Source organism: Sphingomonas tabacisoli (genome assembly GCF_042678385.1).
In the GTDB taxonomy this organism is placed as follows: Bacteria; Pseudomonadota; Alphaproteobacteria; order Sphingomonadales; family Sphingomonadaceae; genus Sphingomonas_B; species Sphingomonas_B tabacisoli.
Genome location: NZ_JBHUDY010000001.1, coordinates 862,304 through 888,746 on the forward strand (window position 1 = coordinate 862,304; position 26,443 = coordinate 888,746).

The window sequence follows — 26,443 nt, forward strand, 5'->3', positions numbered from 1 at the left end:
AAATGGGGATTGAGGTTCACCAAAGCCGCGAGCGGCGCTAAGCCTAGGATCGAATGCTGACCTTGCCGAACCTGTTGACGCTTTCGCGCATCTTCGCGGTGCCGATCCTGGTGTTCCTGCTCTGGTATCCGGATTGGCGCGTCGGCTATGCGATCGGCTTCGTGCTCTACTGCGTAGTCGGCATCACCGATTATCTGGACGGCTATCTCGCCCGCGCGCAAGGGACGGTGTCGAAGCTCGGGGTCTTCCTCGATCCGATCGCCGACAAGATCATGGTCGCGGCCGTCATCGTCATGCTGATCTCGACCGAGGGCGGCCCAGACGGACACCCGATGATCCATGATTGGGACGTGATCCCGGCGCTGATCATCCTGCTACGGGAAATCGCGGTCTCGGGCTTGCGCGAATTCCTGGCGCAGCTCAGCGTCTCGGTGCCGGTCAGCAAGCTCGCCAAGTGGAAGACGACGTTCCAGATGGTCTCGCTCGGCGCGCTGATCCTGGCCGGGGCAGTGCCGGACGTGCTCTGGGTGCATGCCGTCGGCCGCGTGTCGCTCTGGGCAGCGGCCGCGCTGACCCTAATCACCGGCTGGGACTATCTCCGCGTCGGCCTGAAGCACATGGATTGATGCCCCTCACCATTCTCTATTTCGCTTGGGTGCGCGAGCGGATCGGCGCTGGCGAAGAAGAGGTCCAGACGCCCTCCAGTGTCAGGACCGTGGCCGACCTGATCGATTGGCTCAGCCGGCGCGGCGATGGCTATCGCGCGGCCTTCGAAGACCTGAGCCGCATCCGGGCGGCCGTCGATCAGCAATTCGTGCCGTTCGATGCGCCGATCGTCGGCGGCGGCGAAGTCGCCTTCTTCCCGCCGGTGACCGGCGGATGATTGCGGTGTCGGTCCAGCGCGAACCGTTTTCGGTCGACGCGGCGCTGGCGCTGCTGGAAGCGCTCGGCGGCGGCGCGGTCGCCAGCTTCGTCGGGCTGGTCCGCGCCGATGACGGCGTCGAACAGCTCGCACTCGAACATTATCCGGGCATGACGGAAGCGGCGCTGCGCCGGCTGGCCGAGGAAGCGCGGGATCGGTGGTCGCTCGCTGGCGCGACGATCATCCACCGCGTCGGCCCGATGCACCCGGGCGACCGCATCGTGCTCGTCGCCACCTGCGCCCCGCACCGCAAGGACGCGCTCGAGTCCTGCGCCTACCTGATCGACCGCCTCAAAACCGACGCCCCCTTCTGGAAACGCGAAACCCGCGGGGGCGAGCAGAGCTGGGTGGAGGCACGAGCCAGCGACGAGGAGGCGGCGGAAAAATGGAACTAACAACCCTCTCCCCACCGGGGAGAGGGACGGCTGCGCAGCAGCCAGGGAGAGGGGCCGACACCCTGCGTGCCGACTCTGCCCCTCTCCCGGCCTCGCTGCGCTCGTCCACCCTCTCCCCGGTGGGGAGAGGGTTAGCTATCCTCCCGCCGCCTTCAACAAATCCGCGAGCAACCGAAAATCCTTCTCCCGCGGACTGTTCTTCCGCCAGATCAGCGCGATCTCCCGCGCCGTATGCTCCCCCTCCAGCGGTCGCGCGACGATGTTGGTGTGATCCAATATCCCTGCCGCGAGCGCCATTTCCGGTAGCATCGTCACGCCCAGGCCATTGTCCACCATCTGGACCAGCGTGTGCAGCGACGTGCCCAGCATCGTCGCCTGGGCGCGGATTTCCGGCCGGTTGCAGGCGGCGAGCGCATGATCGCGCAGGCAATGTCCGTCCTCCAGCAGCAGCAATTTGTCGGGATCGATCGCATCTGCGGTGACATGCTCCGGCGGCTCGCTCTCACCGCGAGGGAAAGCGACCATGAGCTGATCGTCGAACAGCACATCGCTTTCGACCTCGCCGCACGCATAGGGCAGGGCGAGCAGCACGCAATCGGCGCCGCCGCGGTTCAGCGATTCGCACGCCGCCGCGCTCGGCTCCTCCCTCAGATAAAGCTTCAACTCCGGCCGCTCCTTGCGGATGTGCGGCAAGATGCGGGGGAGCAGAAACGGCGCGATCGTTGGGATCACGCTCATCCGCATCTCGCCGGACAGCGGCTTGCCGGCGGCGCGGGCCAGGTCGGACAGTTCCTCCGCCTCGCGCAGCACACGTCTCGCCTTTTCGGCGATCTTCTCGCCCGTCGGCGTGAAACGCACCACACGCCGGGTGCGTTCGACGAGAGTGATCCCGATGAGCGACTCCAGCTCGCGCAGGCCCGCCGAGAGCGTGGACTGAGTGACGAAACAGGCGTCGGCGGCGCGGCCGAAATGTCCGTAATCATGCAGCGCGACCAGATATTGGAGCTGCTTCAGGGTCGGCAGGTAGGTGGTCACGATATTCGTCTCAGTCGATCAATATCGGAGAAATAATCTATTGGCTCAATGAAAGCCAGTCCCTATATGGCGCTTCGCAAGGGTGCCGCCCTGGCGCTCTTCGCCCCCATTCTTATTTTAAGGAGATCAACATGCTGACCGTCGGCGACAAGCTTCCCGCGCTCACCCTTCCCGTCCAGCAGGGCGCCTCGGCCCTTCCCGCCGGCGAGACGATCGATCTCGCCCAGACCAACGGCAAGTGGAAGGTCCTGTTCTACTGGCCGAAGGATTTCACGTTCGTCTGCCCGACCGAGATCGTCGGCTACGGCCAGCTGAAGGGCGAGTTCGCGGACCGCGACGCCGAGCTGATCGGCGCCTCGACCGACACCGCGCACGTCCACTTCGCGTGGCGCCGTTCGGACGCCGAGCTGGCCCAGGCCGATTTCCCCTGGATCGCGGACAACGGCGCCAAGCTCGCTTCCGAGCTCGGCATCTTGGATCGCAACGAGCATGTCGCCTACCGCGCGACCTTCATCGTCGATCCGGACAATGTGATCCAGCACGTGACGGTCAACGGCCTGAACGTCGGCCGCAACCCGCAGGAGACGCTCCGCGTCCTCGACGCGCTGCAGACCGACGAGCTCTGCCCGTGCAATTGGAACAAGGGCGAAGAAGTCCTGAATCCGATCGCGGCCTAAGCCTCTTCATCGGGCGCGGAGTCTTAAGGATTTCGCGCCCGAACTTTGTCCGGAGAACAAGAATGTCCCTCAAGGAATTTGCCGACACGCTGCCCGATTTCGCCAAGGACCTGCGGCTGAACGTCAGCTCTATCCTGAACGATCAGCTTCTGGGCGACCAGCGCAAATACGGCCTGCTGCTCGCGACCGCGCACGGCACCGGCTATCGCCCGCTCGTCGCGGCGGCTGAGGCCGAGGTCGATGGCAAGCTCAGCGCCGAAGCGGCGAATGCGGCCCGCGCCGCAGCGGCGGTGATGGCGATGAACAACGTCTATTACCGTTTCACCCACCTCGCCTCGAACCCGGAATATCGCACCATGCCGGCCAAGCTGCGCATGAACGTCATCGCCAATCCGGGTATCGACAAGGCCGACTTCGAGCTGTTCAGCCTCGCCGTCTCAGCCCAGAACGGCTGCGGCATGTGCATCGACAGCCACGAAAAAGTGCTCCGCCAGCACGGCGTGAACGCAGAGGCTGTGCAGACCGCGGCGCGTATCGGCGCGGTGATGACGGCCGTCGCGACGGTGCATTCGGCGCTGAACTGAGGCCTAGTTCCGGGGCGCCTGCCTTCGATAGCTGAGCGCCTCGGCCACATGGATGCGGCCGACCGTTTCCGAGCCTGCCAGGTCCGCGATCGTCCGTGCGACGCGCTGGATGCGGGTATAGCCTCGGGCGGAAAGCCGCATCGCTTCCGCCGCTTGTGCAAGCAGCTTGCGGCCGGGCTCGTCAGGCGTGGCGACGGCTTCAAGCGTGGCGCCATCCGCTTCGGCGTTGGTGCGCACGCCGTTGCCGTTGTAGCGCTGCGTCTGCACCGCCCGGGCGGCGCGCACGCGCTCCGCCACCTCGGCCGAGCCTTCGGTGGGCGGCGGCAGCACGAGATCGGCAGCACTCACCGCGGCGACTTCGACGTGCAGGTCGATGCGATCCAACAAAGGCCCTGACACCTTCGCCTGATAATCGGCGGCGCAGCGCGGCGCCCGGGCGCAGGCGAGGGCAGGGTCGCCCAGATGCCCGCACCGGCACGGGTTCATCGCCGCGATGAGCTGAACGCGCGCGGGAAAAGTCACATGCGCATTCGCCCGCGCGACGCTGACATTGCCGGTCTCCAGCGGTTGCCGTAGCGAATCGAGCACGGTGCGCTGGAACTCCGGAAGTTCGTCGAGGAACAGCACGCCCAGATGCGCGAGGCTGACTTCGCCCGGCTTCGCGCGGATACCGCCGCCGACCAAGGCCGCCATCGATGCCGAATGATGGGGCGAACGAAAGGGACGGGTGCGCGAGATTCGCCCTCCCTCCAGAGCACCGGCGACGCTCGCGACCATCGAGACTTCCAGCGCCTCGGTCGCGGTCAGCTCGGGCAAGATGCCGGGCAGGCAGGCCGCCATCAGCGACTTGCCGGCGCCTGGCGGACCGACCATCAAGAGGTTGTGGCCGCCGGCCGCTGCGATCTCGATCGCGCGCTTGGCGGTTTCCTGGCCCTTCACTTGACCAAGGTCCGGGCCGTGGTTGGGATCGTCGGCAAGGCCCGGTTCCGGCGACGGCAGCAATGCCGTCCCCCGCAAATGGTTGAGCAGGGCCAGCAGGTCGGGCGCCGGAATCACCTCGACCGATCCGGCCCAGGCCGCCTCGCCGCCCTGGCTTGCCGGGCAGATCAGGCCCAGTTGCCGCTCCGCCGCATGCAGCGCCGCCAGCAGCACGCCCGGCGAAGGCGCGACGCGGCCGTCCAGCCCCAGTTCGCCGACGATCAGGTAATGGCTGAGCGTCTCCGCATCGACGACGCCCATCGCCGCCAGCAGGCCGAGCGCGATCGGGAGATCATAGTGCGAGCCTTCCTTCGGCAGGTCGGCCGGCGAGAGGTTCACGGTGATGTGCTTGGGGGGCAGTGACAGGCCGAGCGCGGCGATCGCGCTCCGCACGCGCTCGCGACTTTCGGCAACAGCCTTGTCCGGCAAACCGACCACCACGAATTTCGGCATGCCCGGCGTCAGTTGCACCTGAACTTCGACGGCACGCGCCTCCAGCCCGAGATAGGCTGCCGTCGATACAATCGCGACCATGAAAGCTTCCCCCTGAAGTCAGGCACATAGACGCGAGATTGACGTCATGTCGAGCCGTGCGGCTTGCGCCGCGCGGCGCGTCATCCCATCTGCTCGGGCGTGAAAGCGCCGCCCGATTCCGTCCTCCGCATCGTTTATCTGAGCCTTGGCTGGCTGCTGATTGTGCTGACTCCGGTGATCGGCGCGCTGCCTGGCCCCGGCGGCGTTTTCGTGTTCGCAGCCGGCGCGGCACTGCTGTTGAAGAACTCGAACTGGGTGAAGCGCGCCTATGTTCGGTACACGAAGCGCTATCCCAGCCACGGCCGTTTGGCGGACAAGGTGCTGCGCCGTCCGCCGGCACCCCGCGGTCGCGCAAAACCCGAGACTTCCGATTGACTTTTGCGGCGGCCTTGCCTAACCGCCCGCCAACGGTGTGGCCGCCCTTGCTTGGCGGCCCTTTTTGTTCAGATTTTTGAGGAATGAGCGATGAAGCGCACGTTTCAGCCGAGCAACCTGGTGCGCAAGCGGCGTCACGGGTTCCGCGCGCGGATGGCGACGGTGGGTGGCCGCAAGGTGCTGGCGGCGCGCCGCGCCCGCGGCCGCAAGGTCCTGTCGGCCTAACCAAACTGACGCGCCGCGCGGATTTCCTCGCGGCGAATGCGGGAAAGCGGGCGCCGATGCCCGGTTTCGTCCTTCTCGTCCGTCCGCGTGACGATGGCGATTCGGCGATGCGCTACGGCATCACCGTCACCAAGAAGATTGGCGGCGCGGTCGTCCGCAACCGGATGAAGCGCCGCTTTCGCGCGCTCGTGGCCGAGTTGCTGCCGGAGCGCGGCATGTTGGGCGCAGACCACGTGCTGATCGGCCGCGCCGGCGGCGTGGAGCGCGATTTCGGATTATTGCGGACGGAGCTTGCGAAGGCGCTTAAGCGCTTGTCCCCAAACGCGGTTCGGCCTGAGCTTGTCAAAGGCCTCCCTTCTTCATTCTCCGAAACGGGAAGGGAAGGGAGGGCTTCGACAAGCTCAGCCCAAACCGGAGAGAGAGCGTGAAGCCTCTGCTCATCGCCGCCGCCCGGTTCTGGCAGCGTTACCCTTCGGTGATCCTGCCCCCTTCGTGCCGCTACACGCCTTCCTGTTCGGCCTATGCAATCGAGGCAGTGGAACGCTATGGAGCGGCGCGCGGCGGCTGGCTGGCGGTAAAACGCGTGTGCCGGTGCCACCCCTTTGGCGGGCACGGATACGACCCCGTCCCATGATTGGAGCGAGACTTGGATAACCAGCGCAACATGATCCTCGCGATCGTGCTTTCGGCCCTTGTGCTATTCGGCTGGAGCGCGCTGTCGAATCGCTTCTTTCCGACCGCGAACCCGCCCGCGACGAAGGTCGTGAACGGCAAGCAGGTGCCCGTGCCGAGCCCGACGATTGCGCCGGCTCCCGCTGCAACCCAGGTGGTGCGCAGCCGCGACGTCGTCCTCCGCGAGACTCCGCGCGTGCTGATCGACACGCCCGCGGTGGCCGGCTCGATCAACCTCGCTGGCGCGCGCGTCGACGATCTCGTCCTGAAGAAGCATCGCGAGACGATCGCGAAGAACTCGCCGCCGGTGCGCCTGCTTTCGCCGGAAGGCGCGCCCAATCCCGTCTATGCGCAATTTGGCTGGTCGGGGCAGGGGCTGCAGCTTCCGGGCAACGACACGGTCTGGCAGGCGGACGGCAGCCTGCTCGCGCCGGGCAAGCCGGTCACGCTGAGCTGGACCAATGGCAGCGGCCAGATTTTCCGGATCAAGCTGTCGATCGACCAGAATTACATGATTACGGCGGAGCAGAGCGTCGCGAACGGTGGTGCCGGCCCGATCGCGGTGCGACCGTTCGCTCTGCTGAAGCGCAAGGGCGTTTCCGCCGATCCGAGCACCTGGACCCAGCACACCGGCCCGATCGGCGTGTTCGACGGGACAGCCAACTACAAGATCAACTTCAAGGACCTGGATACCGCCGGCGCGCAGGGCCAGAGCTTCAGCTCCACCGGTGGCTGGCTGGGCTTCACCGACAAATATTGGCTGACGGCGCTCGCGCCGGCCCCGAATGGGCGCACCAGCGGCACTTTCCGGGCAATCGGCGACAAGGTCTATCTCGCGGCGCTGACGCCCGCCGATCAGATGGTCGTCGCGCCCGGCAAGGCGGGGACGACTACGACGCGCCTGTTCTCAGGCGCCAAGGAAGTGGCGACGCTCCAGCATTACGAGAACGATCTGAACATCGCCGGCTTCGACAAGGCGATCGACTGGGGCTGGTTCAGCTTCTTCGAGCGGCCGATCTTCTGGCTGCTCGACACCTTGTTCAAGGCAGTCGGCAATTTCGGCGTGGCGATCATCCTGCTGACGCTGATCGTGCGCGGCGCGATGTTCCCGATCGCACAACGCCAGTTCGCCTCGATGGCGGCGATGCGCGCGCTGCAGCCCAAGGTGAAGGCGCTGCAGGAGCGGCACAAGGAGGACAAGCAGAAGCTGCAGCAGGAAATGCTGGAGCTGTACAAGCGCGAGAAGGTGAACCCGCTCGCCGGCTGCTTGCCGATCGTGCTGCAGATCCCGGTGTTCTACGCGCTCTACAAGGTGCTGATGCTGACGATCGAGATGCGGCACCAGCCCTTCGCACTGTGGATCAAGGACCTGTCCGCGCCCGATCCGGCGACACCGATCAACCTGTTCGGCTATCTGAACTTCACCCCGCCGCACATGCTCGCCCTCGGCGTGCTGCCGATCTTGCTCGGCATCACCATGTACATCCAGTTCAAGCTTAATCCGGCGCAGACCGATCCGGTGCAGCAGCAGGTCTTCTCGATCATGCCGTGGATTTTCATGTTCATCATGGCGCCGTTCGCGGCGGGCCTGCAGCTCTACTGGACGGTCTCGAACCTGCTCGCGATCGCGCAGCAGAAGTTCCTTTATAGCCGCTACCCCGCGCTCAAGAACGCGCCCGGCACAGCGACGACGTGAGCGAGCCCGACGATCTGATCGAACAGGCGCGCAAGCTGTTCGCCGGGCCCATCGCGTTCCTGAAATCTGCGCCGGAGCTGAAATTCCTGCCGGATCAGGACGTGCCGGAGGTAGCGTTCGCGGGTCGCTCGAATGTCGGCAAATCATCGCTGCTGAACGCGCTGACCGGCCGTAACGGCCTCGCGCGTACGTCGAACACGCCGGGCCGGACGCAGGAGCTGAACTTCTTCGATGTCGGCGAGCCGCTGGTCCTGCGGCTGGTCGACATGCCCGGCTACGGCTTTGCGAAAGCGCCGAAGGATCTGCTGCGCAAATGGCGCTACCTGGTGAACGACTTCCTGCGCGGCCGCGCCGTGCTGAAGCGCGTGCTGGTGCTGGTCGACAGCCGTCATGGCCTGAAGGATGTCGATCGCGAGCTGATGGACATGCTCGACAAGGCGGCCGTGTCCTATCGCCTCGTTCTCACCAAGGCCGATAAGATCAAGGCGAGCGAGCTTGCCGACGTGCACCGTCGCACGACCGAAGAGGCGCGCAAGCACCCCGCCGCGCATCCGGACGTGATCATGACATCCAGCGAGAAGGGCATGGGAATTCCCGAACTCCGCGCCGCGGTGCTGGAATCCGTCACCGCTTAGCGGCTAGAGGGGCGCCATGTTGAAACTCTTCATCGGCAACAAGGCCTATTCGAGCTGGTCGATGCGCGGCTGGCTGGCGGTCAAGCAGTCGGGCCTCGCGTTCGAGGAAGCGACCGTGCCGCTGTTCGACGCGGATTGGGATCAGCGCCGCCAGGGCGACGAGTTCGCGGCCGGCGGCGGCAAGGTGCCGATCCTGTGGGAAGACGATTGCGTCGTCTGGGATTCGCTCGCGATCATCGAGTTCCTGGCGGACAAGGTTGGCCGCGATGTTTTCTGGCCGAAGGACGAACAGGCGCGGGCGATGGCGCGCTCGATGGCGGCGGAAATGCATTCCGGCTTCGCCAATCTTCGCCGCGAGCTGCCGATGAACGTGCGCAAGCAATATCCGGCGCGTCAGTTGTCCGCGGAGACGGTGCAGGAAATCGGCCGCGTCCTGTCGACCTGGGCGCACGCCCGGGCGCGGTTCGGCGGCACCGGCAAATTCCTGTTCGACCGCTATTCGGCTGCCGACATCATGTTCGCGCCGGTGGCGACGCGCTTCGTCACCTATTCGGTGCCGCTGCCCGGCTTTGCCGCCACCTATGTCGAGGCGCTCTACACGCATCCGCACATCCGCCAGTGGATCGAGGACGCGCAGAACGAGGACTGGACGATCGAGAAATACGAGCAGGAAGTCGCGGCTTAGTTGTCCTCCGGGAACGGATTGAGCCCGGTCGCGTCCGCCTCGGCGTAGAAGCGATTGACGAGCTGCCGTTCCTGCAGCGTGATGTGCGGGTTCCACACGTCGAAGATCAGCACCGCGCGAAGTTGATCGCTGTCGTTCCATGCTTCATGCTCGATGGTATCGTCGAAACCGAAGGCCGCGCCTTCCTGCCATTCGCGCGTCTCGCCGCCGACGCGGAAGCCGCATTTTTCCGGCACGATCAGGCCGAGATGGATGATGGTGCGCGCGTTGGTGACGCCGGCGTGCGGCGGAATACGCGTCTTCGGGTGAAGCAGCGAGAAGAACGCGGTCGGCGCCCGCCCGGCATGATCGGCGAGCGGCAGCTTCGCCAGAGTAGCCGCGGTCTGGGGGCAGCGTTCGCAATGCGCATCGATGCGCTTGCCGTGCCGCCACAGGAAATAGGCGCTCCACCGGGCGCTATGGTCCAGCTCCGACCATTTGCTCTCCGGGTAACCCGATGGATACTGGACGTAAGGCGCAAAGCCGTCGTCGCCCTTATCCAGCAGGTCCCGCAGCTCAGCCCGAATCGCGGGAGCGGCGGCCTCCAGCTCGTCCATCCAGGGAAAATGGGCACGCTCGAAATATTCGTCGGCGGGGAGGAAGGGGAAGTGCAGCCCTTCGCAGTGATTCGCATAGATTTGCCGCCGGCCCAGCATGGCGTCGATCGCACCCTGCACGCGCCGCGTCTCGCTTCTGGCGAGGCCGGCGAAATGCGGCGCCATCGCCTGATCGAGCATGTCTCCGAAATGCTGCTGATGGCGGAAAGCGAAGGCTCGGCCTTCGGTCAGCAACTGACGGATCTCCGGCGTGAGCTGATCGTCAGGAGGGGCGACCATGCTCGCCTGACTCCAGATCGCAGCCGCTGCGGCGTCGCTGCCCTGTCGCTGCAGCAAGTGCGCTTTGCGGAGCAGCGCGACGAAATGGCGTGCGTCGATGGCGAGAATGCGATCCAGCGCGGTGCGTTCGCCGCTATCGTCACCCAGCTCGCGGCAAGCGCGGGCGAGGTTCAGCCACAGCACCGGTTCCCGAGGATCAGCGGCAGCGGCTCGGCTGAACAAGTTACGCGCTTCATCGAACGCGCCGCGCGCCAGTGCATGCGTGCCAAGCGAATTGAGTGCTTGCGGATGGTCCGGGGCGATCGCCACCACCTGCTTCAGATATTCGACGGCTGCGTTCGGCCGCTGGGCCCGCTGCTCCGCCGCCGCCGCCGACAAAAGTTGCGCCACCTGCGCTTCGTTCACCCGTTATCCCCAATTCCCGTCACCCCGGGCTTGACCCGGGGTCCCGCTTTCTCTTGACAGCTTTCGTAAAGAAGCGGGACCCCGGATCAAGCCCGGGGTGACGTGATACAGCAGGACCGAATATGAAATTCTTCGTCGATACGGCTGACACCAACGACATCCGCGAACTCGCCGAAACGGGTCTGCTCGACGGCGTCACCACCAATCCGTCGCTGATCCACAAGGCCGGCCGCGACTTCCTCGATGTCGTGAAGGAAATCTGTGCGATAGTGCCGGGCCCGGTCTCGGCCGAAGTCGTCGCGCTCGATCACGACACGATGATGAAGGAAGCGGAAGTCCTCCGGAAGATCGCCGACAACGTAGCGGTGAAAGTGCCGCTGACGCTCGATGGTCTCAAGACCTGCCGCAAGCTGACCAGCGACGGCACGATGGTGAACGTCACGCTCTGCTTTTCGGCCAACCAGGCGCTGCTGGCGGCCAAGGCCGGCGCCACTTTCATCTCGCCTTTCGTCGGCCGCCACGACGATGTCGGCTTCGACGGCATGCAGCTCATCAGCGACATTCGCTTGATCTACGACAATTACGATTTCGGCACAGAAATCCTGGTCGCGAGCGTCCGCCATCCGATCCATGTGCTCGAATCGGCGAAGCTGGGCGCCGACGTGATGACGGCGCCGCCCGCCGTCATCCGCCAATTGTTCAACCACCCGTTGACGGACAAGGGCATCGAAGGCTTCCTCGCTGACTGGGCGAAGACGGGACAGAAGATCGGTTGACCTCGCTCGCCGCCGACTTCGCCGATCATCTCCGCCGCGACCGGCGGCGCTCGGTGCATACGGTGCGGGCTTATGAGGCGACGGCCGAGCGCCTGGTCGATTTCCTGCGCGAACATCACGGACGCGAAGTCGATACCGCACTGCTGAAGACCATCGGCGTCGCCGATCTCCGCGCCTTTCTCGCCGATCGACGCAATGACGGGATCGGCAATGCCTCGGCCGCGCGCGAGCTGTCGGCGGTGCGGACCTTCCTGAACTTCGTCGGCGCCGAGCCGCCCAAGCTGCGCGGCCCCAAGGTCAAGAAGGGCGTGCCGCGCCCGGTCTCTCCGGCCGAGGCGATCGCGCTCGCCGAGGATGTGGCGGAAGAACGCGAAGGCTGGACCGGCGCGCGCGACCTGGCGGTTCTGCTGCTGCTCTACGGGGCCGGCTTGCGTATCGGCGAAGCGATGGGCCTGACCGGTGCGGCGCTGCCACTGGGGCAAACGCTCAGCGTGACCGGCAAGCGCAACAAGACGAGGATCGTGCCGCTGCTGCCGCAAGTGCGCGAAGCGATCGAGGCGTATGTCGCGGCCTGTCCCTATCCGCCTGCGAAGGATATCGCATTGTTCCGAGGCGCGCGTGGCGGGCCGCTGGAGCCGTCGCAGATCAGGCGCGCGGTGCGGCGCGCGCGCGGCCGGCTCGGCCTATCGGACCGCACCACGCCGCATGCCCTCCGCCACAGCTTCGCGACGCACCTGCTCGGGCGCGGCGTGGATCTGCGCGCGCTGCAGGAGCTGCTTGGCCATGCAAGTCTCAGCTCCACGCAGATCTACACCGCCGTCGATGCCGCGCACCTGATGGACGTCTATCGCAACGCCCATCCCCGCGCTTGAACCGTCATTGCGAGGAGCGCAGCGACGAAGCAATCCATTGGCCGGTCACTGCACTGGATTGCTTCGCTGCGCTCGCAATGACGGCGGAGAGATCTAGCGCCGCGCGGCAACCTTTCGTTCGATCGCGTCCCAGATCAGGCCGGCGGTATCGGTGCCATTGAAGCGGTCGATCGCAACGATGCCGGTGGGGGAGGTGACGTTGATCTCGGTCAGCCATTCGCCCCCGATCACGTCGATGCCGACGAACAACAGGCCGCGCCGCTTCAGCTCCGGCCCGAGCGCTTCGCAGATTTCCAGCTCGCGCGGGGTGAGATCGGTCTTCGCCGCCTTGCCGCCCACCGCCAAGTTGGAGCGAATCTCGCCTTCGCCGGGGATGCGGTTGACCGCACCGGCCACTTCGCCGTCCACCAGCACAATGCGCTTGTCGCCGCTCGCCACGCCGGGAAGGAAGGCCTGCACCATGTGCGGCTCGCGATAGGCGGTGTTGAACACCTCGATAAGCGAGGAGAGGTTCGCACCGTCGCGGCCGACCTTGAAGATCGCCTTGCCGCCATTTCCGTGCAGCGGCTTGACGATGATCTCGCCATGCTCGGCGAGAAAGGCGCGCACCTCGTCGAGGTCGCGGGTGACGAGCGTCGGCGGCATGAAGCGGGCGAAATCGAGCACCCACACCTTTTCGGGCGCGTTGCGGACGGAGGCGGGGTCGTTCACCACCAAAGTCTCGTCCGCAATCCGCTCGAGCAAATGCGTGGCGGTGATATAGCCGAGGTCGAACGGCGGGTCCTGCCGCATCAGCACCACGTCGACGTCGCGGCCGAGGTCGATCTTGGCGGGCTCGCCGAAGCTGTAGTGATTACCGGGCTCGGGTCGCACCTCGACCGGATGAGCCTCGGTCCAGACGCGGCCGTCGCGATAGTTCAGCCGATCCGCCGTGTAGTGCCAGACTTTATGCCCGCGTTCCTGCGCCTTCAGCATCAACGCGAAGCTTGAATCGCCGGCGATGTTGATGCCCTCAATCGGGTCCATCTGCACGGCGACACGTAGGCTCATCGTCATCCTCCCGGCGGGTCAGCCGACCCAGGCGTTGCGGATGTGGCGAGGCAGCGACCAGGGCGCAAGCAGGATCACGTCGATCCGCAGATCGTCGCCGGGACGACCATAGCGCGCCGCTAGCAGTTGCGCGGCGGAGGCGACGCGAGAGAGACGGTATTCGTCGATCGCGAAATCCAGCTCCGTGCCAGTGGCGCGAGTCTTCACCTCGACGAACAGGGTGGTGCGGCCGCGCCGGGCCACCAGGTCGATCTCGCCGACGGGCGTGCGCACGCGCCGCGCGATCACGCTCCAGCCCTGGAGGTTGAGCCACAGCGCGGCGAGCGATTCGCCGACACGTCCGCGGCGTTCCGCGCGCTTGCGGTCACGCATCCGATTTCAACGCCATCGCTTGAGCGTAGAGCGCCTTCCGGTCGGCGCCGAACGCCTTTGCGACTTCGCCTGCAGCCTTCGCTGGCGGCAGGCGCTTGAGCGCGTCGCGAAGGGCGGCCTCGATGTCATCGGCGGCGGCAGGCGGCGCTTCTCCCGCGGGCGCCACGACGATGACGATTTCACCCTTGGGCGGTGCCTCGGCGTAGCGCCCAGCCAGTTCATCTAGCGTACCGGTGACGGTCTCCTCAAACGCCTTGCTGATCTCGCGCGCCACGGCCGCCTCGCGAAGCCCTAGCCCTTCGGCGAGAGCTTGAAGCGCGGCGCCGAGGCGTGGGCCTGACTCGTAGAAGACGAGCGTCGCCCGAATGCTGGCCAGCTCCGCGATCGCGTCCGCGCGCGCCTTGGCCTTGTTCGGCAGGAAGCCGGCGAACAGGAACCGATCGGTCGGCAGGCCCGCGAGAGTCAGCGCAGCGACTGCGGCGCTCGGGCCCGGAATCGTCGTCACTGCCACGCCCGCTGCGCGCGCATCGCGGACCAGCTTGTAGCCGGGATCGGAGATCAGGGGCGTCCCCGCATCCGAGACCAGCGCCACCGCTTCGCCTGCCATGCGCGCGATCAGATCGGGGCGGACGCGATCGGCATTATGGTCGTGATAGGGAACCATCGGCCGCCTGACGCCGATATGATGCAGAAGTTTCGCCGTCACGCGGCTGTCCTCCACCGCGAGCACATCGGCTCGAGCGAGGATGTCGGCAGCGCGCGGCGACAAATCGGACAGGTTGCCGATCGGCGTCGCGACAATATAGAGGCCGGGTTTCAGCTTTTCTTGCATGTAAGGATCGTCATGGCAGAGGCAGCGACCGCGCCGCAACCTTGGGTCGGAAGAGTAGCACGACTCGGCACGGTCGCCGGGCTGCTGACACTCGCCGCCTGCGTGTCCGGCCCGCGTCGCGGACCGGTAGCGCCGCCCCCGCCGCCCACCGCCGTCGAGACGCCGCGGCCGATCGGGCCTGAGCTGCCGGAGGATCAGAATCGTCATCGCATCGCGCTGCTGGTCCCGCTGTCCGGCGCGAATGCTGCGGTCGGTCAGTCGATCGCGAACGCCGCGAATCTCGCTGTCCTGGATACTGGCGGCAAGCGCATCCGCATTACCTTCTACGATACCGCGACGGGACCCGCCGCTGCTGCGAATCGGGCGGTCGCGGAAGGCAACAAGCTGATCCTGGGGCCGCTGCTCGCCGACGACGTCAAACTGGTCGCGCCGGTTGCTCAGCGCGCGCACGTGCCGCTGATCAGCTTTTCGAACGACACCAGCGTCGCCGGAAACGGCACGTTCGTGATGGGCTACACGCCTGCCCAGTCGATCGACCGCGTCGTCCGCTTCGCCCGCTCGAAGGGCATCAGCAAGTTTGCCGGCCTGACGCCCAGCGGCGTTTACGGTCAGCGCGCGGCGAACGCCTTGCTGCGCTCGGTCGAAGCGGCCGGTGGGCAAGTCACCTCGCTGCAGACCTTCGACCGCAGCAAGGGCGGCATCGCCGCCGCTGTCACCAAGCTCAACGGCGCCTCGCCCTATGACGCCGTGCTGATCGCCGACAGCGCCCGCAACGCAGCGCAGGCCGTCGTGCTGCTGCGCAAAAGCGCGCCGATTGCCAAGGTGCTCGGCACCGAGCTGTGGAATACGGAGACCGGTATCGCCGGCCTGACGCCGCTCCACGGCGCCTGGTTCGCCAGCGTTTCGGACAACCTCTATCGGCAGCTCTCGTCCAAATATCGGCTGCGCTACGGCACCGGGCCATACCGGATCGCTTCGATGGGCTATGATTCGGTGCTGTTGGTCTCGCGCATCGCGCAGGGGTGGCAGGTCGGGAGCGATTTCCCGATCGCTCGGCTGATGGATGAAGGCGGTTTCACGGGCATCGACGGCCCGTTCCGCTTCCGCCGCGACGGCGTCGTGGACCGGGCGCTGGAAGTGCAGCAGGTCGGGCCGGGCGGGCTAACGGTGGTGAGCGCGCCGCCGGGTCGGTTCGAGGACTAGGCGGCCAGCTCCGCGAGCAGGCTGTTCAGCACCAGCATGCCGGCGGGGGTGGCGCGTAGCCGCTCCGATTCGTTCGTGAGCAGGCCATGTTTCCGCAGACGGGCGAGCGCGTTCCGGTCGATCGCCTCCGCCAGCCGCGCGAGCTCCACGCCTTCTTCCAACCGCAGCCCCATCAGAAGCGCCTCGCTCGCCCGCACCGCAGGAGACAGCACGTCTTCGCTCTCGATGCCGTGGCCGTTGCGGGTGATCGCCGCCAGGAAATTCTCCGGCTTCTTGCGGCGGAAGCTCGCACGGTTGAGCCGCCGGCCGTGCGCGCCCGGACCCACGCCGACATAGTCACCATAGCGCCAATAGGTGAGGTTATGCCGGCTCTCCTCCCCGGGGCGGGCGTGGTTGGAGACTTCGTAGGCGGGAAGGCCGGCCTCCTTCGTGGTTGCGCGGGTCAGCTCGAACAGGTCGGCGGCAAAATCAGGGTCCATCTCGGCCAGCTCGCCTTTGCCAGCGAGCGCGGCGAAACGCGTGCCTGGTTCGATGGTGAGCTGATATAGCGACAGATGGCCGGTCCCGAAGCCTAGGGCGCGCCGTAGCTCGGCTTCCCAATCCTTTAGGGACTGGCCCGGCCGGGCATAGATCAGGTCGAAGCTGACCCGGTCGAACGAAGTCTGTGCGGTATCCAGCGCCAGCAGGCCCTCGGTCAGCGAATGGGCGCGGCCGAGAAAGGCGAGGGCGGCATCGTCGAGCGCCTGCAGCCCTAATGAAACGCGATTGACGCCGGCGCGGGCGAGATCGCCGAATCGCTCAGCCTCGACGGAGGAGGGATTGGCTTCCAGCGTGATCTCGATGTCGGGCGCGAAGCCCCAGTGCCGCTCGGCCGCCTCGATCAGTGCGGCGACGGTCTGCGGCGGCATCAGCGAAGGCGTGCCGCCGCCGAAGAAGATCGAGGAAAGCGGCCGGCCCGGCGTCAGCGCCGCTTCATGGGCGAGGTCGGCGAGCAGCGCTTCGCGCCATTGGTCCTGATCGACTTCGCTCCGGACGTGAGAGTTGAAGTCGCAATAGGGGCATTTGGAAACGCAGAACGGCCAATGGATATAGAAGGCGAGGGGGCTTTCGCTCAAAGAAGCGCTGCCCTTAGCTTCTCGAATGCCACCGCGCGGTGGCTGATCGCGTGCTTCGCCTCCGGCTCCATTTCGGCGAAGGTCTGGTCATAACCCAGCGGCACGAACATCGGATCGTAGCCGAAGCCCTTATCCCCGCGCGGCGGCCAGACCAGTGTGCCGTCAACCCGGCCTTCGAAGCTTTCGATATGGCCGTCCGGCCACGCCACCGATAGCACGCAGGCGAAATAGGCGGAGCGGCTGACCTCCGGGCCGAGCAACGCCAGCGCATCCTCGACCTTGCCCATCGCCAGCGTCCAGTCGCGGCCGTTCTCCGTCTCCGCCCAGTTCGCGGTGTAGACGCCAGGCTCGCCGTTCAGCGCCTCGACGCAGATGCCGCTGTCGTCGGCAATTGCGGGCAGGCCCGAAAGGTCGGCCGCTGTTATCGCCTTCAGCTCGGCGTTGAAGAAGAAAGTGGTGCCGGTCTCCTCGGGCTCGGGCAGGTCGAGTTCCTTGGACGAAACCAGTTCCATGCCATAAGGCTGGAGCAGCGCCTTCAGCTCTTTCACTTTGCCCTGGTTGTGCGTGGCGACGACCAGCCGGCCGGGCTCAAGTTTGCGATTGTCTTGATAGTTCAACGTCCCACGGCCTTGGCTTGGGCGGCGAAGATTTCGGCGCAGCCGATGCGGGCGAGGCGGAGCAGGCGGAGCAAGCCTTCCTCGTCATAACAGGCGCCTTCGGCAGTCACTTGCGCCTCGATGATGTTGCCGTCGTTGGTCAGCACGAAATTCCCGTCGCAGTGAGCGGAGCTGTCTTCGGGATAATCGAGGTCGAGGACGGGAGTTCCCTCATAGATGCCGCAGCTCACTGCCGCGACCTGCGAGCGGATCGGATCGGCGGGCAGGCCCAGCTTGTCGACAGCCATACGAAGCGCCACCCAGGCGCCGGAAATCGACGCCGTGCGGGTGCCGCCATCCGCCTGGATCACGTCGCAATCGATCGTGATCTGGCGCTCGCCCAAGGCCTTCAGGTCCACAACCGCGCGGAGCGAGCGACCGATCAGACGCTGGATTTCCTGGGTACGGCCCGATTGCTTGCCCTTGGCTGCCTCGCGACTCCCGCGGGTGTGCGTCGCGCGCGGCAGCATGCCGTATTCGGCCGTCACCCAGCCTTCGCCCTTGCCGCGCAGGAACGGCGGCACGCGTTCCTCGACGCTGGCGGTCACCAGCACCTTGGTGTCGCCAAAGCCGATCAACACGGAGCCTTCGGCGTGACGCGTGAAATTGGGTTCGATAGTGATGGCGCGCATCTGATCGGGCGCGCGGCCTGAGGGTCGCATTCAGTAAATTCCTTTCGTCATCCCGGGACTTGATCCGGGATCCACCGTATTCTTGTGAAGGCCCGATAAGGCAGGTGGACCCCGGATCAAGTCCGGGGTGACGAAAAAGAACAGATTCCCTACATCTCCCGTACCATGGCCACTCAGCCGATCGCCGAACTGTCCGACCGGGCGCGCGAAGTGTTTCGCGTGGTGGTCGAATCGTATTTGGGCACAGGCACCCCTGTCGGGTCGCGCACCATCTCGAAAGTCGGCGGGTTCAATTTGTCGCCCGCCTCTATCCGCAACGTGATGCAGGATCTGGAGGAAGCGGGCTTGCTTTCCGCGCCGCATATCTCCGCCGGGCGGATGCCGACGGAGCAGGGGCTGCGGCTGTTCGTCGACGCGATCATGCAGGCGGCCGAACCCTCGGCAGACGAACGGCGGCTGATCGAGCGGCAGCTTCACGGCGGCCCGATCGAGAACGCGCTATCGGCGGCGAGTGCGGCGCTCTCCGACCTCTCCGCCTGCGCCGGCGTCGTCATGGTGCCCAAGCGCGAACCGCGGCTGCGCCAGATCGGCTTCGTCCCGCTGTCGCGCGACCAGGCAATGGCCGTGCTGGTGGGGCAGGACGGCAGCGTCGAGAATCGGGTGATCGCCATCCCGCCGGGCACCCCGCCTTCGGCGCTGGTCGAAGCGGCCAATTTCGTCAGCGACCAGCTCGCCGGCCTAACGCTCGGCGAGGCGCGGGCGCGGCTGGCGAGCGAGATCAGGCGTGGCCGGGCGCGGCTGGATCAGGCGTCGCAAGATCTGGTCGAGCGCGGTCTCGCCGTCTGGTCCGAGGACGGGGATCGGCGCCCTGTGTTGATCGTGCGCGGCCAGTCGCACCTGCTGGATGCCGCTGCGGCCGATCTAGAGCGCGTTCGGCAATTGCTCGAAGAGCTTGAGGAAGCGCAGGAAATCGCCCGACTGCTCGACAGCGCCGCCGAGGGCGCTGCGACCAAGATCTTCATCGGTTCGGAGAACAAGCTGTTCGCCTTGTCCGGCTCATCGGTCATCGCGTCGCCCTATCGGGGGAGCGATGGGCGGGTCGTGGGCGTTGTGGGGGTGATCGGACCGACACGGTTGAATTATGCGCGGGTGGTCCCAATGGTGGACTTCACGGCACAAACGCTTTCGAGATTGATGGGATGATGGACGAGAACAACACGGTTCGCGAAGAAACGGCGACTGAAGCTCCGGAAGTGGCGGAGCATGATCGGTTGCAGGCGCTGGAAGCAGAGCTGGCCGAGGCCAAGGCCGCCGCGCTCTACGCGCAGGCGGAGACGCAGAATGTGCGCCGGCGACTGGAGAAAGACGCGCAGGACGCGCGCGCCTATGCGGCGACCGGCTTTGCGCGCGACATGCTGAGTGTTGCGGACAATCTGGAGCGTGCGCTGCAGGCTATCCCGAATGATCTGCGCGAAGACGAACGGTTCAAGAGTCTTGTGGTCGGCCTCGAAGCCACGGGCCGCGAGCTCGCGGGCGTGTTCGAGCGCAACGGGATCACCAAGATTTCGTCTCTCGGCGAAAAGCTCGATCCGAATCGCCACCAGGCGATGATCGAGCTGCCCACCGCCGATGCGGAGCCCGGCACGATCGTGCAGGAAATGCAGGCCGGTTACATGATCCGCGACCGTCTGCTACGCCCGGCGCTGGTCGGCGTGGCGAAGGCTGCGGAGCAGGTTGGGGCATAACGCCCCGGTGATCCTCCCCAACTCCGTTCGGGCTGAGCTTGTCGAAGCCCTACCTTCCTGCTCGCACCAGTTGCAGAAGAACAAGGAAGGCCTTCGACAAGCTCAGGTCGAACGGAGTTTAGGAGCTTTATTTGATAAGATGGCAGCGAGTCGCTAAGGCGCGCGCCACTTTAGGAATCGAAAGCCAGTCATGTTCACCTTCCTTCTTGTCGTGCAGGCGCTGATCGCGGCGTCGCTCGTCACCGTCATTCTGATGCAGCGCTCGGAAGGTGGCGGCCTGACCGGCGGCGGCAGCCCGTCCGGCTTGATGTCGGCGCGCGGCGCGGCAGACTTCCTCACCCGCGCGACGGCGATCCTGGCGACGATGTTCATCCTATGCTGCATTGCTTTGGCGACCATCGCTTCGCTTAATCAGCGCACCGGCAAGATCGACGCTTCGGCCGCGACGGGCCAGGCTGCGCCCGCGCCGATCACGGCTCCGACCACCACGCCCAACGATCCGCTCGCAGCAGCGGCCGGTCAGGCGGCAGGCAACGCCACGAACGGGACTGCACCGGCGACCAAGTAACGCGTTGGCCGATCGCCCGGGCGGGGAATAACGCTTGCCCCCGCCCGATTCCCGCGGCTAAGCCTTGTCTCCCATGGCGCGGTATATTTTTATCACCGGCGGCGTGGTCTCTTCGCTCGGCAAAGGCTTGATGGCGGCGTCGCTCGCTGCCCTTTTGCAGGCGCGCGGATACCGCGTCCGGATCCGGAAATTCGATCCTTATTTGAACGTCGATCCGGGCACGATGAGCCCGTATCAGCACGGCGAAGTCTATGTGACCGACGACGGGGCGGAGACCGACCTCGACCTCGGCCATTACGAGCGCTTCACCGGCGTGCCGAGCCGACAGTCTGACAACGTGACGTCCGGCCGCATCTATCAGACCGTCATCCAGCGCGAGCGGCGCGGCGACTATCTGGGTGCGACCGTGCAGGTGATCCCGCACGTCACCGACGCGATCAAGGCGTTTGCCCAGACCGAGGTCGACGATCTCGATTTCGTGCTGTGCGAGATCGGCGGCACCGTCGGCGACATCGAATCGCTGCCGTTCATCGAGGCGGTTCGCCAGCTCCGCAACGACCTTGGCCGCGAAAACACCGTATTCGTCCATGTGACGCTCGTTCCCTACATCGCCGCCGCCGGCGAGCTGAAGACCAAGCCTACCCAGCATAGCGTGCGCGAGCTGACCGCGCTCGGCATTCAGCCGGACGTGCTGGTCTGCCGCTGCGAGCATCCGCTGCCGGAGAGCGAGCGCGCTAAAATCGCGCTGTTCTGTAACGTGCGGAAAGAAGCGGTCGTCCCGGCGCTCGACGCCAGGAGCATCTATGGCGTGCCCCTCCAATATCATGCGGAAGGCCTCGACCGCGAAGTGCTGCGCGCCTTCGGCATCGAGACGCCGCCGGCCTCGCCGAACCTGTCGCGCTGGAGCGACATCATGGACCGGCTTGAGAATCCGGAAGGCGAAGTGACGATCGGCGTGGTCGGCAAATATGTCGGCCTGCCGGACGCCTATAAGTCGCTCCACGAAGCGCTGGTCCACGGCGGCATTGCCAATCGTGTGAAGGTCAACATCCAGTGGCTCGACGCCGAGCTGTTCGAGCATGAGGACGAAGTCGCGACGAAACTGGAGCCGATGCACGGCATCCTCGTCCCCGGCGGCTTCGGCGAGCGCGGCTCCGAGGGCAAGATTTCCAGCGTGAAGTTCGCCCGCGAGCGCAACGTCCCATTCTTTGGCATCTGCCTCGGCATGCAGATGGCCTGCATCGAAGGGGCGCGGAACGTCGCGGGCATCGAAAAGGCCTCGACTACGGAGTTCGGCCCGACCGACGAGCCGGTCGTCGGCCTGATCACCGAGTGGATGTCGAAGGAAGGGTTGCAGAAGCGCAAGGCGAACGGCGATCTGGGCGGCACCATGCGGCTCGGCGCCTATCCCGCGGCGCTCACCGGCAACAGCGTGGTCGAATCGATCTACGGCGGCCGTGAGATCAGCGAGCGCCACCGCCACCGCTACGAGGTCAACGTCCATTATCGCGACGCGCTGGAAAAGGGCGGCCTGATTTTCAGTGGCATGAGCCCTGATGGCGCGTTACCCGAAATCGTCGAGCGGCCGGATCATCCCTGGTTCGTCGGCGTCCAGTTCCACCCCGAGCTGAAGTCCAAACCATTCGACCCCCACCCGCTCTTTGCAAGCTTCGTCGAAGCCGCGGTAAAGCAGAGCCGGCTGGTCTGATCGCGGGCGTAACGGCCGGAACGCCCGGCCTTCCACTCCGTTCGACCCCCCGCAGCGGCGTGCGTCTGCGCCGCTGCATTCAGGAGGAAGATATGGAAGGCCAGACCGGCGCGCGCGACGAAACCTATGACGTCGTCGCGGTGCTCTACCATGCGCTGAAAGGCGCGGATAATTGCCGGAAATACATTCAGGACTCGCCGAATGGCGAACTGCGCCAGTTCTTCGAGCAGGCGCAGCAGATGCAGCGGCAGCTCGCCGAACGGGCGAAGCAGTGCATGCACCGGCAGTTGATGCAGGGCGGCGAGGACCAGTCACAAAGCGGGCAGGGTGCGGGCGCCTTCAGCTTTAGCCAGCAGGGATCGAGCAAGATCGGGCAGCAGAGCGAGACCGGATCGACCGGCATGGGCAGCTCGCAAAACCGTGAGATGAGCGGCAGCGAGTCGAACGAAAATTTCGCGCCTGCCGGCAAGTAAGGAAAACAGGCCTCTCCCCTCGCGGGGACGGGCTTGCTACATGCACTCCATAGAGTTCGAGAGGAGTGCCTCATGTCCACCTATGAAGCGCGTCTCCAGGCGCTGCGCGAGCAGCTGAAGCGCGACCGGCTGGACGGCTTCGTCGTTCCGCTGACCGACGAGCATATGTCCGAATATGTCGGCGCCTATGCCCAGCGGCTGGCTTGGCTGACGGGCTTTCAGGGCTCGGCGGGAACGGCGGTGGTGCTGCCCGAGGAAGCGGCGATCTTCATCGATGGCCGCTACACCCTTCAGGTTCGCGAGCAGGTCGATCCTAAGCACTGGGCCTATGTTTCCGTGCCCGAAACGTCGGTCTCCGATTGGCTCGGTGAGCATGCCGCGAACGGTGCGCGTATCGGCTACGATCCCTGGCTGCACACCCGCGCCTGGGTCGAGGCGGCGACCAGCGCGCTGGCCGAAAAGGGCGCCGAGCTGGTCGCGGTCGATACCAACCCGGTCGACGCGGTCTGGCCCGACCGGCCCGAGCCGTCGCGCGCACGGCTTGTCGTGCAGCCCGACGAATTCACCGGCAAGAACTCGGCCGAAAAGCGCGCCGAGATCGGCGACTGGCTGGCGGCGAAGAAGGCCGACGCGGTCGTGCTCTCCGCCCTCGACTCGATCGCCTGGACGTTCAACGTGCGCGGCAAGGACGTCGAACGCACCCCCGTCGCGCTCGCTTATGCGCTGGTGAACCGCGACGGCACCGCCGATCTGTTCGTCCAGCCCGAAAAGATCGGCGAGGACGTCGCCAAGCATCTGGGCAATGCAGTCCGCCTGCACGACCGCGCCGAGTTCCCCAAGGCACTCGCGGGGTTTGCGGGCAAGCGCGTCGCGGTCGATCCGGAGCGGGCGGTCGCCGCGATATTCGAGCGGCTGGAGAAGGGTGGGGCGCAGACGATCCAGCTTCGCGATCCGGCCGTGCTCGCCAAGGCACTCAAGAACCCGGTCGAGATCGCCGGCCACCAGGCTGCGCAGGCACGCGACGGCGCGGCGATCGTGCGCTTCCTCCACTGGCTGTCGATCGCGGCGCCAAAAGGCGGCCTCACCGAGATGAGCGCGGCGGCAAAGCTGCGCGCTTTCCGCGACGAGACCGGCGTGCTCGAGGACCTGTCGTTCGACACCATTTCCGCCGCCGGCCCGAACGCGGCGATACCGCACTACCGCGTGACCGACGAATCGAGCCTGCCGATCACGATGAACGGCATCTATCTGGTCGATTCAGGCGGCCAGTATCGCGACGGCACGACCGATATTACTCGCACCGTTATAGTCGGCGAGCCTACGCCTGAAATGCGCGACCGGTTCACGCGCGTGCTGAAGGGCCATATCGCGATCGCGACGGCGCTTTTCCCCAAGGGCACGCGTGGCCAGCAGATCGACGCCTTCGCCCGCCGGCCGCTGTGGGAAGCTGGCCTGGACTATGCCCACGGCACCGGACACGGCGTTGGCAGCTATCTCTCGGTGCACGAAGGCCCCGCCCGCATTGCGACCTTCGGCGGCGGCGACGAGCCGCTCGCGGCCGGCATGATCCTGTCGAACGAGCCCGGCTATTACAAAGGCGGCGAATACGGCATCCGCATCGAGAATCTGGTGCTGGTCGTGCCGAAGGACGTGCCGGGGGCCGAGCGTGAGATGCTGGGCTTCGAAACGCTCACTTTCGCCCCAATCGACCGGCGGCTGATCGCGGCCGACATGCTGACCGAGAAGGAGCGCGCTTGGCTCGACGCCTATCATGCGCAGGTCGTCGAAAAGATCGGTCCTCAGCTCGAGGGCGAAGTCAGGGCTTGGCTGGAGGAGGCGTGTCGTCCGCTTTAGGTGGCTCGGCACGCGCCTGCGCTTTCCGCTTGCGCAGATTCTCCCGCAGCGCCTCGGCGAGCCGGCGTTCGCGTTCGTCGTTCTTTGACATGGGCGTGCGCTAACGCGCTTCGCAACGCCTTGACAAGCATCGCCCCCTCGCCCAAGTGCGCGCCTCGCCCGCGGGCCAGTGCTGCCGTAGCTCAGTGGTAGAGCGCATCCTTGGTAAGGCTGAGGTCGTGAGTTCAATCCTCACCGGCAGCACCATTAACGCATCGAAATCGTTCGGTTAGGTGCAAGGCGGGGAGAGCGCGTCGGCCGCTCGATCCCCGAACGATCCGAAACGCCAATGCCGGCCCACCGGCGCGCTCCGCTCCAATATCTTTTCGTTCGGCGCAACGATGGCGCTCCGCGCGTGTCACATCGGCCAGGACAAAAGAAAGGCCGACGCGAACGCCGGCCCTGAAAAGTTTATAGGAGAGGATGCCTGAAAGGCAACTTCCTTGTGCACTGCAGCAATGGCATTTTCAAGTGCATAGGTAGAGATTCCGGTTGCATAAACTGCAATCGCGTTCGGCAATGATGCCCAGGCTCATCGTGTGGGGTCCCTGCAGTCACCGCCCGGTGGGACCTTTGCATCCCCGGAGCGTTGTCAGCCTGCAAAGGAGAGACGAATGTTTGGTTCAAACACAGACGTATCTACGCTTAATTCGCTCGTCGCGACGATGATCGACAGCATCAAAGGCTACAAGGAATCGGCTGATGCCGTGAGCGGATCCCAGTTCCGCGATTTGTTCCTGGACTTGGCACGCGATCGCGAGCAGGCGATTCCCGTTTTGCAATCCGAAGTCGCGCGGCTGGGCGGCAAGCCTGAGGAAGACGGCACTGCTCTTGCTGCAGCGCATCGCACCTTCGTTGACCTGAAGTCATCTATCACCGGTCGCGACGATAAGGCGGTTATCGACGAGGTCGAGCGCGGCGAGGATCACATCAAGAGCAAGTTCGAGGACGCGCTCGCGGCGGACGATCTCTCGACCGAAACGCGCGCCGCCATCCAACGCGCATACGAGTCCGTCCGGCGTGGCCACGACCGTGTGCGTGATCTGAAGCATGCGCTGGAAGGCGCGCGCTGACAGGTTCCTGAGTGCGAGACGTCGTCGGCGGGCGCCGGCGACGTCCGGCATTCATCAATTCAGAGCCAAGCGGGGCGACAAACGTTGCGATCCGCGACTTCGAGACTCTGCCTGCAGCAGGCGGAGCCATCTCCAGCTGGAGCTCCCGCCACGGGGTCGGATCGGCCGCGAGGCCCCAGAAACGTCCCATTGCCATGACAAGCGTGAGAACGGCGATGCTGCTGCGCTGCCGGCATTGTCTCGCAAGTTGCGGCTAACGCCCGCAAAGCTGCGGTGTTACGCTTGCGGTCCTGCATCATGATTTCTGGCCGACGGAGAAGGCTGTGAGCGTAGCTTTCAGGCGCGACAGCGACGAAGAGCATAGGGAGCCGAGGTTCGAGCTGCCGATTCCGACGGGTCCCAACTATGTTACGGCAAGGGGACGGCAGTTGATCGACGAGCGCGTGGCGTCGCTGGAGGCGCGCCTTGCCGATGCAGGCGAGGAAGAGGCCCGCGAGTCCATCGCCCGCGAACTTCGCTACTGGCACACACGGCAGGTGACCGCGCTTGACGCGCCGCCGCCTCCCTCCGACGAGGTCGCCTTTGGTTCCCGCGTGCTCGTTCGCATCGCCGGGCGTGAACGCATGATCGAGATCGTCGGACACGATGAGGCCGACGCCGCGACGGGGCGCATTGCATTCTCCGCCCCGCTTGCCCGAGCGCTGATGGGAGCCACCGAGGGAGAGCGGATCGCGTTCGGCGAGGGCGTGGACATTTTGAAGATTTGCGAGCCGCGCCCATGA

The 26,443-nt window shown here is 65.6% G+C and carries 32 protein-coding genes and 1 tRNA gene; 24 read left to right on the forward strand and 9 right to left on the reverse strand.

Features of this window, described 5'->3' with window-relative positions; translation table 11 throughout:
* The first annotated feature begins 53 nt into the window (after positions 1 to 53).
* Genes pgsA through ACFSCW_RS04765 form a run of 3 tightly spaced genes read left to right on the forward strand, consistent with a single transcriptional unit; the run spans position 54 to position 1,317 of the window.
* Positions 54 to 626: a CDP-diacylglycerol--glycerol-3-phosphate 3-phosphatidyltransferase gene (gene pgsA, locus ACFSCW_RS04755; protein ID WP_380887416.1), complete on the forward strand. Its 573-nt coding sequence runs from the start codon at positions 54 to 56 to the stop codon at positions 624 to 626.
* On the forward strand, positions 626 to 883 hold the full coding sequence (gene moaD / locus ACFSCW_RS04760) for a molybdopterin converting factor subunit 1 (RefSeq protein WP_380887417.1): 258 nt from the start codon (positions 626 to 628) through the stop codon (positions 881 to 883). The genes pgsA and moaD overlap by 1 nt, the downstream gene beginning before the upstream one ends.
* Positions 880 to 1,317 carry a molybdenum cofactor biosynthesis protein MoaE gene (locus tag ACFSCW_RS04765; protein ID WP_380887419.1) on the forward strand — a complete coding sequence of 146 codons (438 nt, stop codon included), beginning with the start codon at positions 880 to 882 and terminating at the stop codon, positions 1,315 to 1,317. The genes moaD and ACFSCW_RS04765 overlap by 4 nt, the downstream gene beginning before the upstream one ends.
* A gap of 135 nt (positions 1,318 to 1,452) precedes the next feature.
* On the opposite strand, the gene ACFSCW_RS04770 is transcribed toward ACFSCW_RS04765, so the two are convergent.
* The gene (locus ACFSCW_RS04770; RefSeq protein ID WP_380887421.1) at positions 1,453 to 2,352 is read right to left on the reverse strand and encodes a hydrogen peroxide-inducible genes activator; all 900 of its coding nucleotides are present in this window, start codon (positions 2,350 to 2,352) and stop codon (positions 1,453 to 1,455) included.
* Between the two features lie 131 nt (positions 2,353 to 2,483).
* Here ACFSCW_RS04770 and ACFSCW_RS04775 point away from each other — a divergent pair, with 131 nt between their 5' ends.
* Both ACFSCW_RS04775 and ahpD read left to right on the forward strand, forming a co-directional pair.
* Entirely contained in the window at positions 2,484 to 3,029 is a 546-nt protein-coding gene (locus tag ACFSCW_RS04775; protein WP_380887423.1) for a peroxiredoxin, read from the forward strand.
* 62 nt (positions 3,030 to 3,091) lie between these two features.
* Positions 3,092 to 3,613 (forward strand): alkylhydroperoxidase, AhpD family, encoded by a 522-nt coding sequence (gene ahpD, locus ACFSCW_RS04780; RefSeq protein ID WP_380887425.1) that lies wholly within the window; start codon positions 3,092 to 3,094, stop codon positions 3,611 to 3,613.
* 3 nt (positions 3,614 to 3,616) lie between these two features.
* Here the strand turns inward: ahpD and ACFSCW_RS04785 are convergent, their stop codons facing one another.
* A complete protein-coding gene (locus ACFSCW_RS04785) occupies positions 3,617 to 5,125 on the reverse strand; it encodes a YifB family Mg chelatase-like AAA ATPase (RefSeq protein ID WP_380887427.1) in 1,509 nt (502 codons plus the stop codon).
* Between the two features lie 99 nt (positions 5,126 to 5,224).
* On the opposite strand from ACFSCW_RS04785, the gene ACFSCW_RS04790 reads away from it, so the two are divergent.
* The 7 genes from ACFSCW_RS04790 to ACFSCW_RS04820 all read left to right on the forward strand — a co-directional run bounded on the left by ACFSCW_RS04790 (position 5,225) and on the right by ACFSCW_RS04820 (position 9,413).
* Positions 5,225 to 5,500, forward strand: a complete 276-nt coding sequence (locus tag ACFSCW_RS04790; protein WP_380887429.1) for a hypothetical protein — start codon at positions 5,225 to 5,227, stop codon at positions 5,498 to 5,500.
* A 90-nt stretch (positions 5,501 to 5,590) separates the two neighbouring features.
* Positions 5,591 to 5,725: a 50S ribosomal protein L34 gene (rpmH, locus tag ACFSCW_RS04795; protein WP_380887431.1), complete on the forward strand. Its 135-nt coding sequence runs from the start codon at positions 5,591 to 5,593 to the stop codon at positions 5,723 to 5,725.
* Positions 5,726 to 5,730: 5 nt separating this feature from the next.
* On the forward strand, positions 5,731 to 6,153 hold the full coding sequence (gene rnpA / locus ACFSCW_RS04800; protein ID WP_380890013.1) for a ribonuclease P protein component: 423 nt from the start codon (positions 5,731 to 5,733) through the stop codon (positions 6,151 to 6,153).
* Entirely contained in the window at positions 6,150 to 6,359 is a 210-nt protein-coding gene (yidD, locus tag ACFSCW_RS04805) for a membrane protein insertion efficiency factor YidD (protein WP_380887433.1), read from the forward strand. Before rnpA ends, yidD begins: the two co-directional genes overlap by 4 nt.
* Before the next feature lie 12 nt (positions 6,360 to 6,371).
* Positions 6,372 to 8,093 (forward strand): membrane protein insertase YidC, encoded by a 1,722-nt coding sequence (gene yidC, locus ACFSCW_RS04810; protein ID WP_380887435.1) that lies wholly within the window; start codon positions 6,372 to 6,374, stop codon positions 8,091 to 8,093.
* Positions 8,090 to 8,728 (forward strand): ribosome biogenesis GTP-binding protein YihA/YsxC, encoded by a 639-nt coding sequence (gene yihA, locus ACFSCW_RS04815; protein ID WP_380887437.1) that lies wholly within the window; start codon positions 8,090 to 8,092, stop codon positions 8,726 to 8,728. Before yidC ends, yihA begins: the two co-directional genes overlap by 4 nt.
* Before the next feature lie 19 nt (positions 8,729 to 8,747).
* Positions 8,748 to 9,413, forward strand: coding sequence for a glutathione S-transferase family protein (locus tag ACFSCW_RS04820; RefSeq protein WP_380890015.1), 666 nt, complete (start codon positions 8,748 to 8,750; stop codon positions 9,411 to 9,413).
* Here the strand turns inward: ACFSCW_RS04820 and ACFSCW_RS04825 are convergent.
* Positions 9,410 to 10,693 (reverse strand): aspartyl/asparaginyl beta-hydroxylase domain-containing protein, encoded by a 1,284-nt coding sequence (locus ACFSCW_RS04825; RefSeq protein ID WP_380887439.1) that lies wholly within the window; start codon positions 10,691 to 10,693, stop codon positions 9,410 to 9,412. The genes ACFSCW_RS04820 and ACFSCW_RS04825 overlap by 4 nt on opposite strands.
* 122 nt (positions 10,694 to 10,815) lie before the next feature.
* Between ACFSCW_RS04825 and fsa the strand changes: the two genes are divergently transcribed.
* The gene (gene fsa / locus ACFSCW_RS04830; RefSeq protein WP_380887441.1) at positions 10,816 to 11,469 is read left to right on the forward strand and encodes a fructose-6-phosphate aldolase; all 654 of its coding nucleotides are present in this window, start codon (positions 10,816 to 10,818) and stop codon (positions 11,467 to 11,469) included.
* Positions 11,466 to 12,341 (forward strand): tyrosine recombinase XerC, encoded by an 876-nt coding sequence (locus ACFSCW_RS04835; RefSeq protein ID WP_380887443.1) that lies wholly within the window; start codon positions 11,466 to 11,468, stop codon positions 12,339 to 12,341. Before fsa ends, ACFSCW_RS04835 begins: the two co-directional genes overlap by 4 nt.
* Positions 12,342 to 12,434: 93 nt before the next feature.
* Here the strand turns inward: ACFSCW_RS04835 and gshB are convergent, their stop codons facing one another.
* From gshB to rsmI, 3 genes are read right to left on the reverse strand one after another with little or no spacing between them, the layout of a single operon-like run.
* On the reverse strand, positions 12,435 to 13,391 hold the full coding sequence (gshB, locus tag ACFSCW_RS04840) for a glutathione synthase (protein ID WP_380887445.1): 957 nt from the start codon (positions 13,389 to 13,391) through the stop codon (positions 12,435 to 12,437).
* 18 nt (positions 13,392 to 13,409) lie between these two features.
* Complete coding sequence (locus tag ACFSCW_RS04845; RefSeq protein ID WP_380887447.1) at positions 13,410 to 13,763, reverse strand: YraN family protein; 354 nt, start codon at positions 13,761 to 13,763, stop codon at positions 13,410 to 13,412.
* Positions 13,756 to 14,595: a 16S rRNA (cytidine(1402)-2'-O)-methyltransferase gene (gene rsmI / locus ACFSCW_RS04850; protein ID WP_380887449.1), complete on the reverse strand. Its 840-nt coding sequence runs from the start codon at positions 14,593 to 14,595 to the stop codon at positions 13,756 to 13,758. The genes ACFSCW_RS04845 and rsmI overlap by 8 nt, the downstream gene beginning before the upstream one ends.
* 12 nt (positions 14,596 to 14,607) lie before the next feature.
* Here rsmI and ACFSCW_RS04855 point away from each other — a divergent pair, with 12 nt between their 5' ends.
* Entirely contained in the window at positions 14,608 to 15,798 is a 1,191-nt protein-coding gene (locus tag ACFSCW_RS04855) for a penicillin-binding protein activator (protein ID WP_380887451.1), read from the forward strand.
* On the opposite strand, the gene hemW is transcribed toward ACFSCW_RS04855, so the two are convergent.
* The 3 genes from hemW to rph are packed head-to-tail and all read right to left on the reverse strand — an operon-like array spanning position 15,795 to position 18,231.
* Positions 15,795 to 16,913 (reverse strand): radical SAM family heme chaperone HemW, encoded by a 1,119-nt coding sequence (gene hemW, locus ACFSCW_RS04860; protein ID WP_380887453.1) that lies wholly within the window; start codon positions 16,911 to 16,913, stop codon positions 15,795 to 15,797. The genes ACFSCW_RS04855 and hemW overlap by 4 nt on opposite strands.
* Positions 16,910 to 17,530, reverse strand: a complete 621-nt coding sequence (gene rdgB, locus ACFSCW_RS04865) for an RdgB/HAM1 family non-canonical purine NTP pyrophosphatase (protein ID WP_380887455.1) — start codon at positions 17,528 to 17,530, stop codon at positions 16,910 to 16,912. The genes hemW and rdgB overlap by 4 nt, the downstream gene beginning before the upstream one ends.
* Positions 17,527 to 18,231, reverse strand: coding sequence for a ribonuclease PH (gene rph / locus ACFSCW_RS04870; RefSeq protein WP_380887457.1), 705 nt, complete (start codon positions 18,229 to 18,231; stop codon positions 17,527 to 17,529). The genes rdgB and rph overlap by 4 nt, the downstream gene beginning before the upstream one ends.
* Before the next feature lie 135 nt (positions 18,232 to 18,366).
* Between rph and hrcA the strand changes: the two genes are divergently transcribed.
* The 9 genes from hrcA (at position 18,367) to ACFSCW_RS04915 (ending at position 26,443) form a co-directional block, all read left to right on the forward strand.
* Positions 18,367 to 19,404 carry a heat-inducible transcriptional repressor HrcA gene (gene hrcA / locus ACFSCW_RS04875; RefSeq protein ID WP_380887459.1) on the forward strand — a complete coding sequence of 346 codons (1,038 nt, stop codon included), beginning with the start codon at positions 18,367 to 18,369 and terminating at the stop codon, positions 19,402 to 19,404.
* The gene (grpE, locus tag ACFSCW_RS04880) at positions 19,401 to 19,946 is read left to right on the forward strand and encodes a nucleotide exchange factor GrpE (protein ID WP_380887461.1); all 546 of its coding nucleotides are present in this window, start codon (positions 19,401 to 19,403) and stop codon (positions 19,944 to 19,946) included. The genes hrcA and grpE overlap by 4 nt, the downstream gene beginning before the upstream one ends.
* A gap of 190 nt (positions 19,947 to 20,136) precedes the next feature.
* On the forward strand, positions 20,137 to 20,514 hold the full coding sequence (gene secG / locus ACFSCW_RS04885; protein WP_380887463.1) for a preprotein translocase subunit SecG: 378 nt from the start codon (positions 20,137 to 20,139) through the stop codon (positions 20,512 to 20,514).
* A gap of 73 nt (positions 20,515 to 20,587) precedes the next feature.
* Positions 20,588 to 22,222, forward strand: coding sequence for a CTP synthase (locus ACFSCW_RS04890; protein ID WP_380887465.1), 1,635 nt, complete (start codon positions 20,588 to 20,590; stop codon positions 22,220 to 22,222).
* Between the two features lie 92 nt (positions 22,223 to 22,314).
* Positions 22,315 to 22,695, forward strand: a complete 381-nt coding sequence (locus ACFSCW_RS04895; protein ID WP_380887467.1) for a hypothetical protein — start codon at positions 22,315 to 22,317, stop codon at positions 22,693 to 22,695.
* Between the two features lie 72 nt (positions 22,696 to 22,767).
* Positions 22,768 to 24,549, forward strand: a complete 1,782-nt coding sequence (locus ACFSCW_RS04900; protein WP_380887469.1) for an aminopeptidase P family protein — start codon at positions 22,768 to 22,770, stop codon at positions 24,547 to 24,549.
* A 171-nt stretch (positions 24,550 to 24,720) separates the two neighbouring features.
* Positions 24,721 to 24,795: transfer RNA gene (locus ACFSCW_RS04905), tRNA-Thr, on the forward strand.
* Between the two features lie 407 nt (positions 24,796 to 25,202).
* Positions 25,203 to 25,661 carry a PA2169 family four-helix-bundle protein gene (locus ACFSCW_RS04910; protein ID WP_380887471.1) on the forward strand — a complete coding sequence of 153 codons (459 nt, stop codon included), beginning with the start codon at positions 25,203 to 25,205 and terminating at the stop codon, positions 25,659 to 25,661.
* A 428-nt stretch (positions 25,662 to 26,089) separates the two neighbouring features.
* On the forward strand, positions 26,090 to 26,443 hold the full coding sequence (locus ACFSCW_RS04915; RefSeq protein ID WP_380887473.1) for a GreA/GreB family elongation factor: 354 nt from the start codon (positions 26,090 to 26,092) through the stop codon (positions 26,441 to 26,443).

Coding starts and splice junctions, on each gene's coding strand:
- pgsA (WP_380887416.1), top strand. CDS start 54: ATGCTGACCTTGCCGAACCTGTTGACGCTTTCGCGCATCTTCGCGGTG.
- moaD (WP_380887417.1), top strand. CDS start 626: ATGCCCCTCACCATTCTCTATTTCGCTTGGGTGCGCGAGCGGATCGGC.
- ACFSCW_RS04765 (WP_380887419.1), top strand. CDS start 880: ATGATTGCGGTGTCGGTCCAGCGCGAACCGTTTTCGGTCGACGCGGCG.
- ACFSCW_RS04775 (WP_380887423.1), top strand. CDS start 2,484: ATGCTGACCGTCGGCGACAAGCTTCCCGCGCTCACCCTTCCCGTCCAG.
- ahpD (WP_380887425.1), top strand. CDS start 3,092: ATGTCCCTCAAGGAATTTGCCGACACGCTGCCCGATTTCGCCAAGGAC.
- ACFSCW_RS04785 (WP_380887427.1), bottom strand. CDS start 5,125: ATGGTCGCGATTGTATCGACGGCAGCCTATCTCGGGCTGGAGGCGCGT.
- rpmH (WP_380887431.1), top strand. CDS start 5,591: ATGAAGCGCACGTTTCAGCCGAGCAACCTGGTGCGCAAGCGGCGTCAC.
- fsa (WP_380887441.1), top strand. CDS start 10,816: ATGAAATTCTTCGTCGATACGGCTGACACCAACGACATCCGCGAACTC.
- gshB (WP_380887445.1), bottom strand. CDS start 13,391: ATGAGCCTACGTGTCGCCGTGCAGATGGACCCGATTGAGGGCATCAAC.
- ACFSCW_RS04845 (WP_380887447.1), bottom strand. CDS start 13,763: ATGCGTGACCGCAAGCGCGCGGAACGCCGCGGACGTGTCGGCGAATCG.
- rsmI (WP_380887449.1), bottom strand. CDS start 14,595: ATGCAAGAAAAGCTGAAACCCGGCCTCTATATTGTCGCGACGCCGATC.
- ACFSCW_RS04855 (WP_380887451.1), top strand. CDS start 14,608: ATGGCAGAGGCAGCGACCGCGCCGCAACCTTGGGTCGGAAGAGTAGCA.
- rph (WP_380887457.1), bottom strand. CDS start 18,231: ATGCGACCCTCAGGCCGCGCGCCCGATCAGATGCGCGCCATCACTATC.
- hrcA (WP_380887459.1), top strand. CDS start 18,367: ATGGCCACTCAGCCGATCGCCGAACTGTCCGACCGGGCGCGCGAAGTG.
- grpE (WP_380887461.1), top strand. CDS start 19,401: ATGATGGACGAGAACAACACGGTTCGCGAAGAAACGGCGACTGAAGCT.
- secG (WP_380887463.1), top strand. CDS start 20,137: ATGTTCACCTTCCTTCTTGTCGTGCAGGCGCTGATCGCGGCGTCGCTC.
- ACFSCW_RS04890 (WP_380887465.1), top strand. CDS start 20,588: ATGGCGCGGTATATTTTTATCACCGGCGGCGTGGTCTCTTCGCTCGGC.
- ACFSCW_RS04895 (WP_380887467.1), top strand. CDS start 22,315: ATGGAAGGCCAGACCGGCGCGCGCGACGAAACCTATGACGTCGTCGCG.
- ACFSCW_RS04900 (WP_380887469.1), top strand. CDS start 22,768: ATGTCCACCTATGAAGCGCGTCTCCAGGCGCTGCGCGAGCAGCTGAAG.
- ACFSCW_RS04910 (WP_380887471.1), top strand. CDS start 25,203: ATGTTTGGTTCAAACACAGACGTATCTACGCTTAATTCGCTCGTCGCG.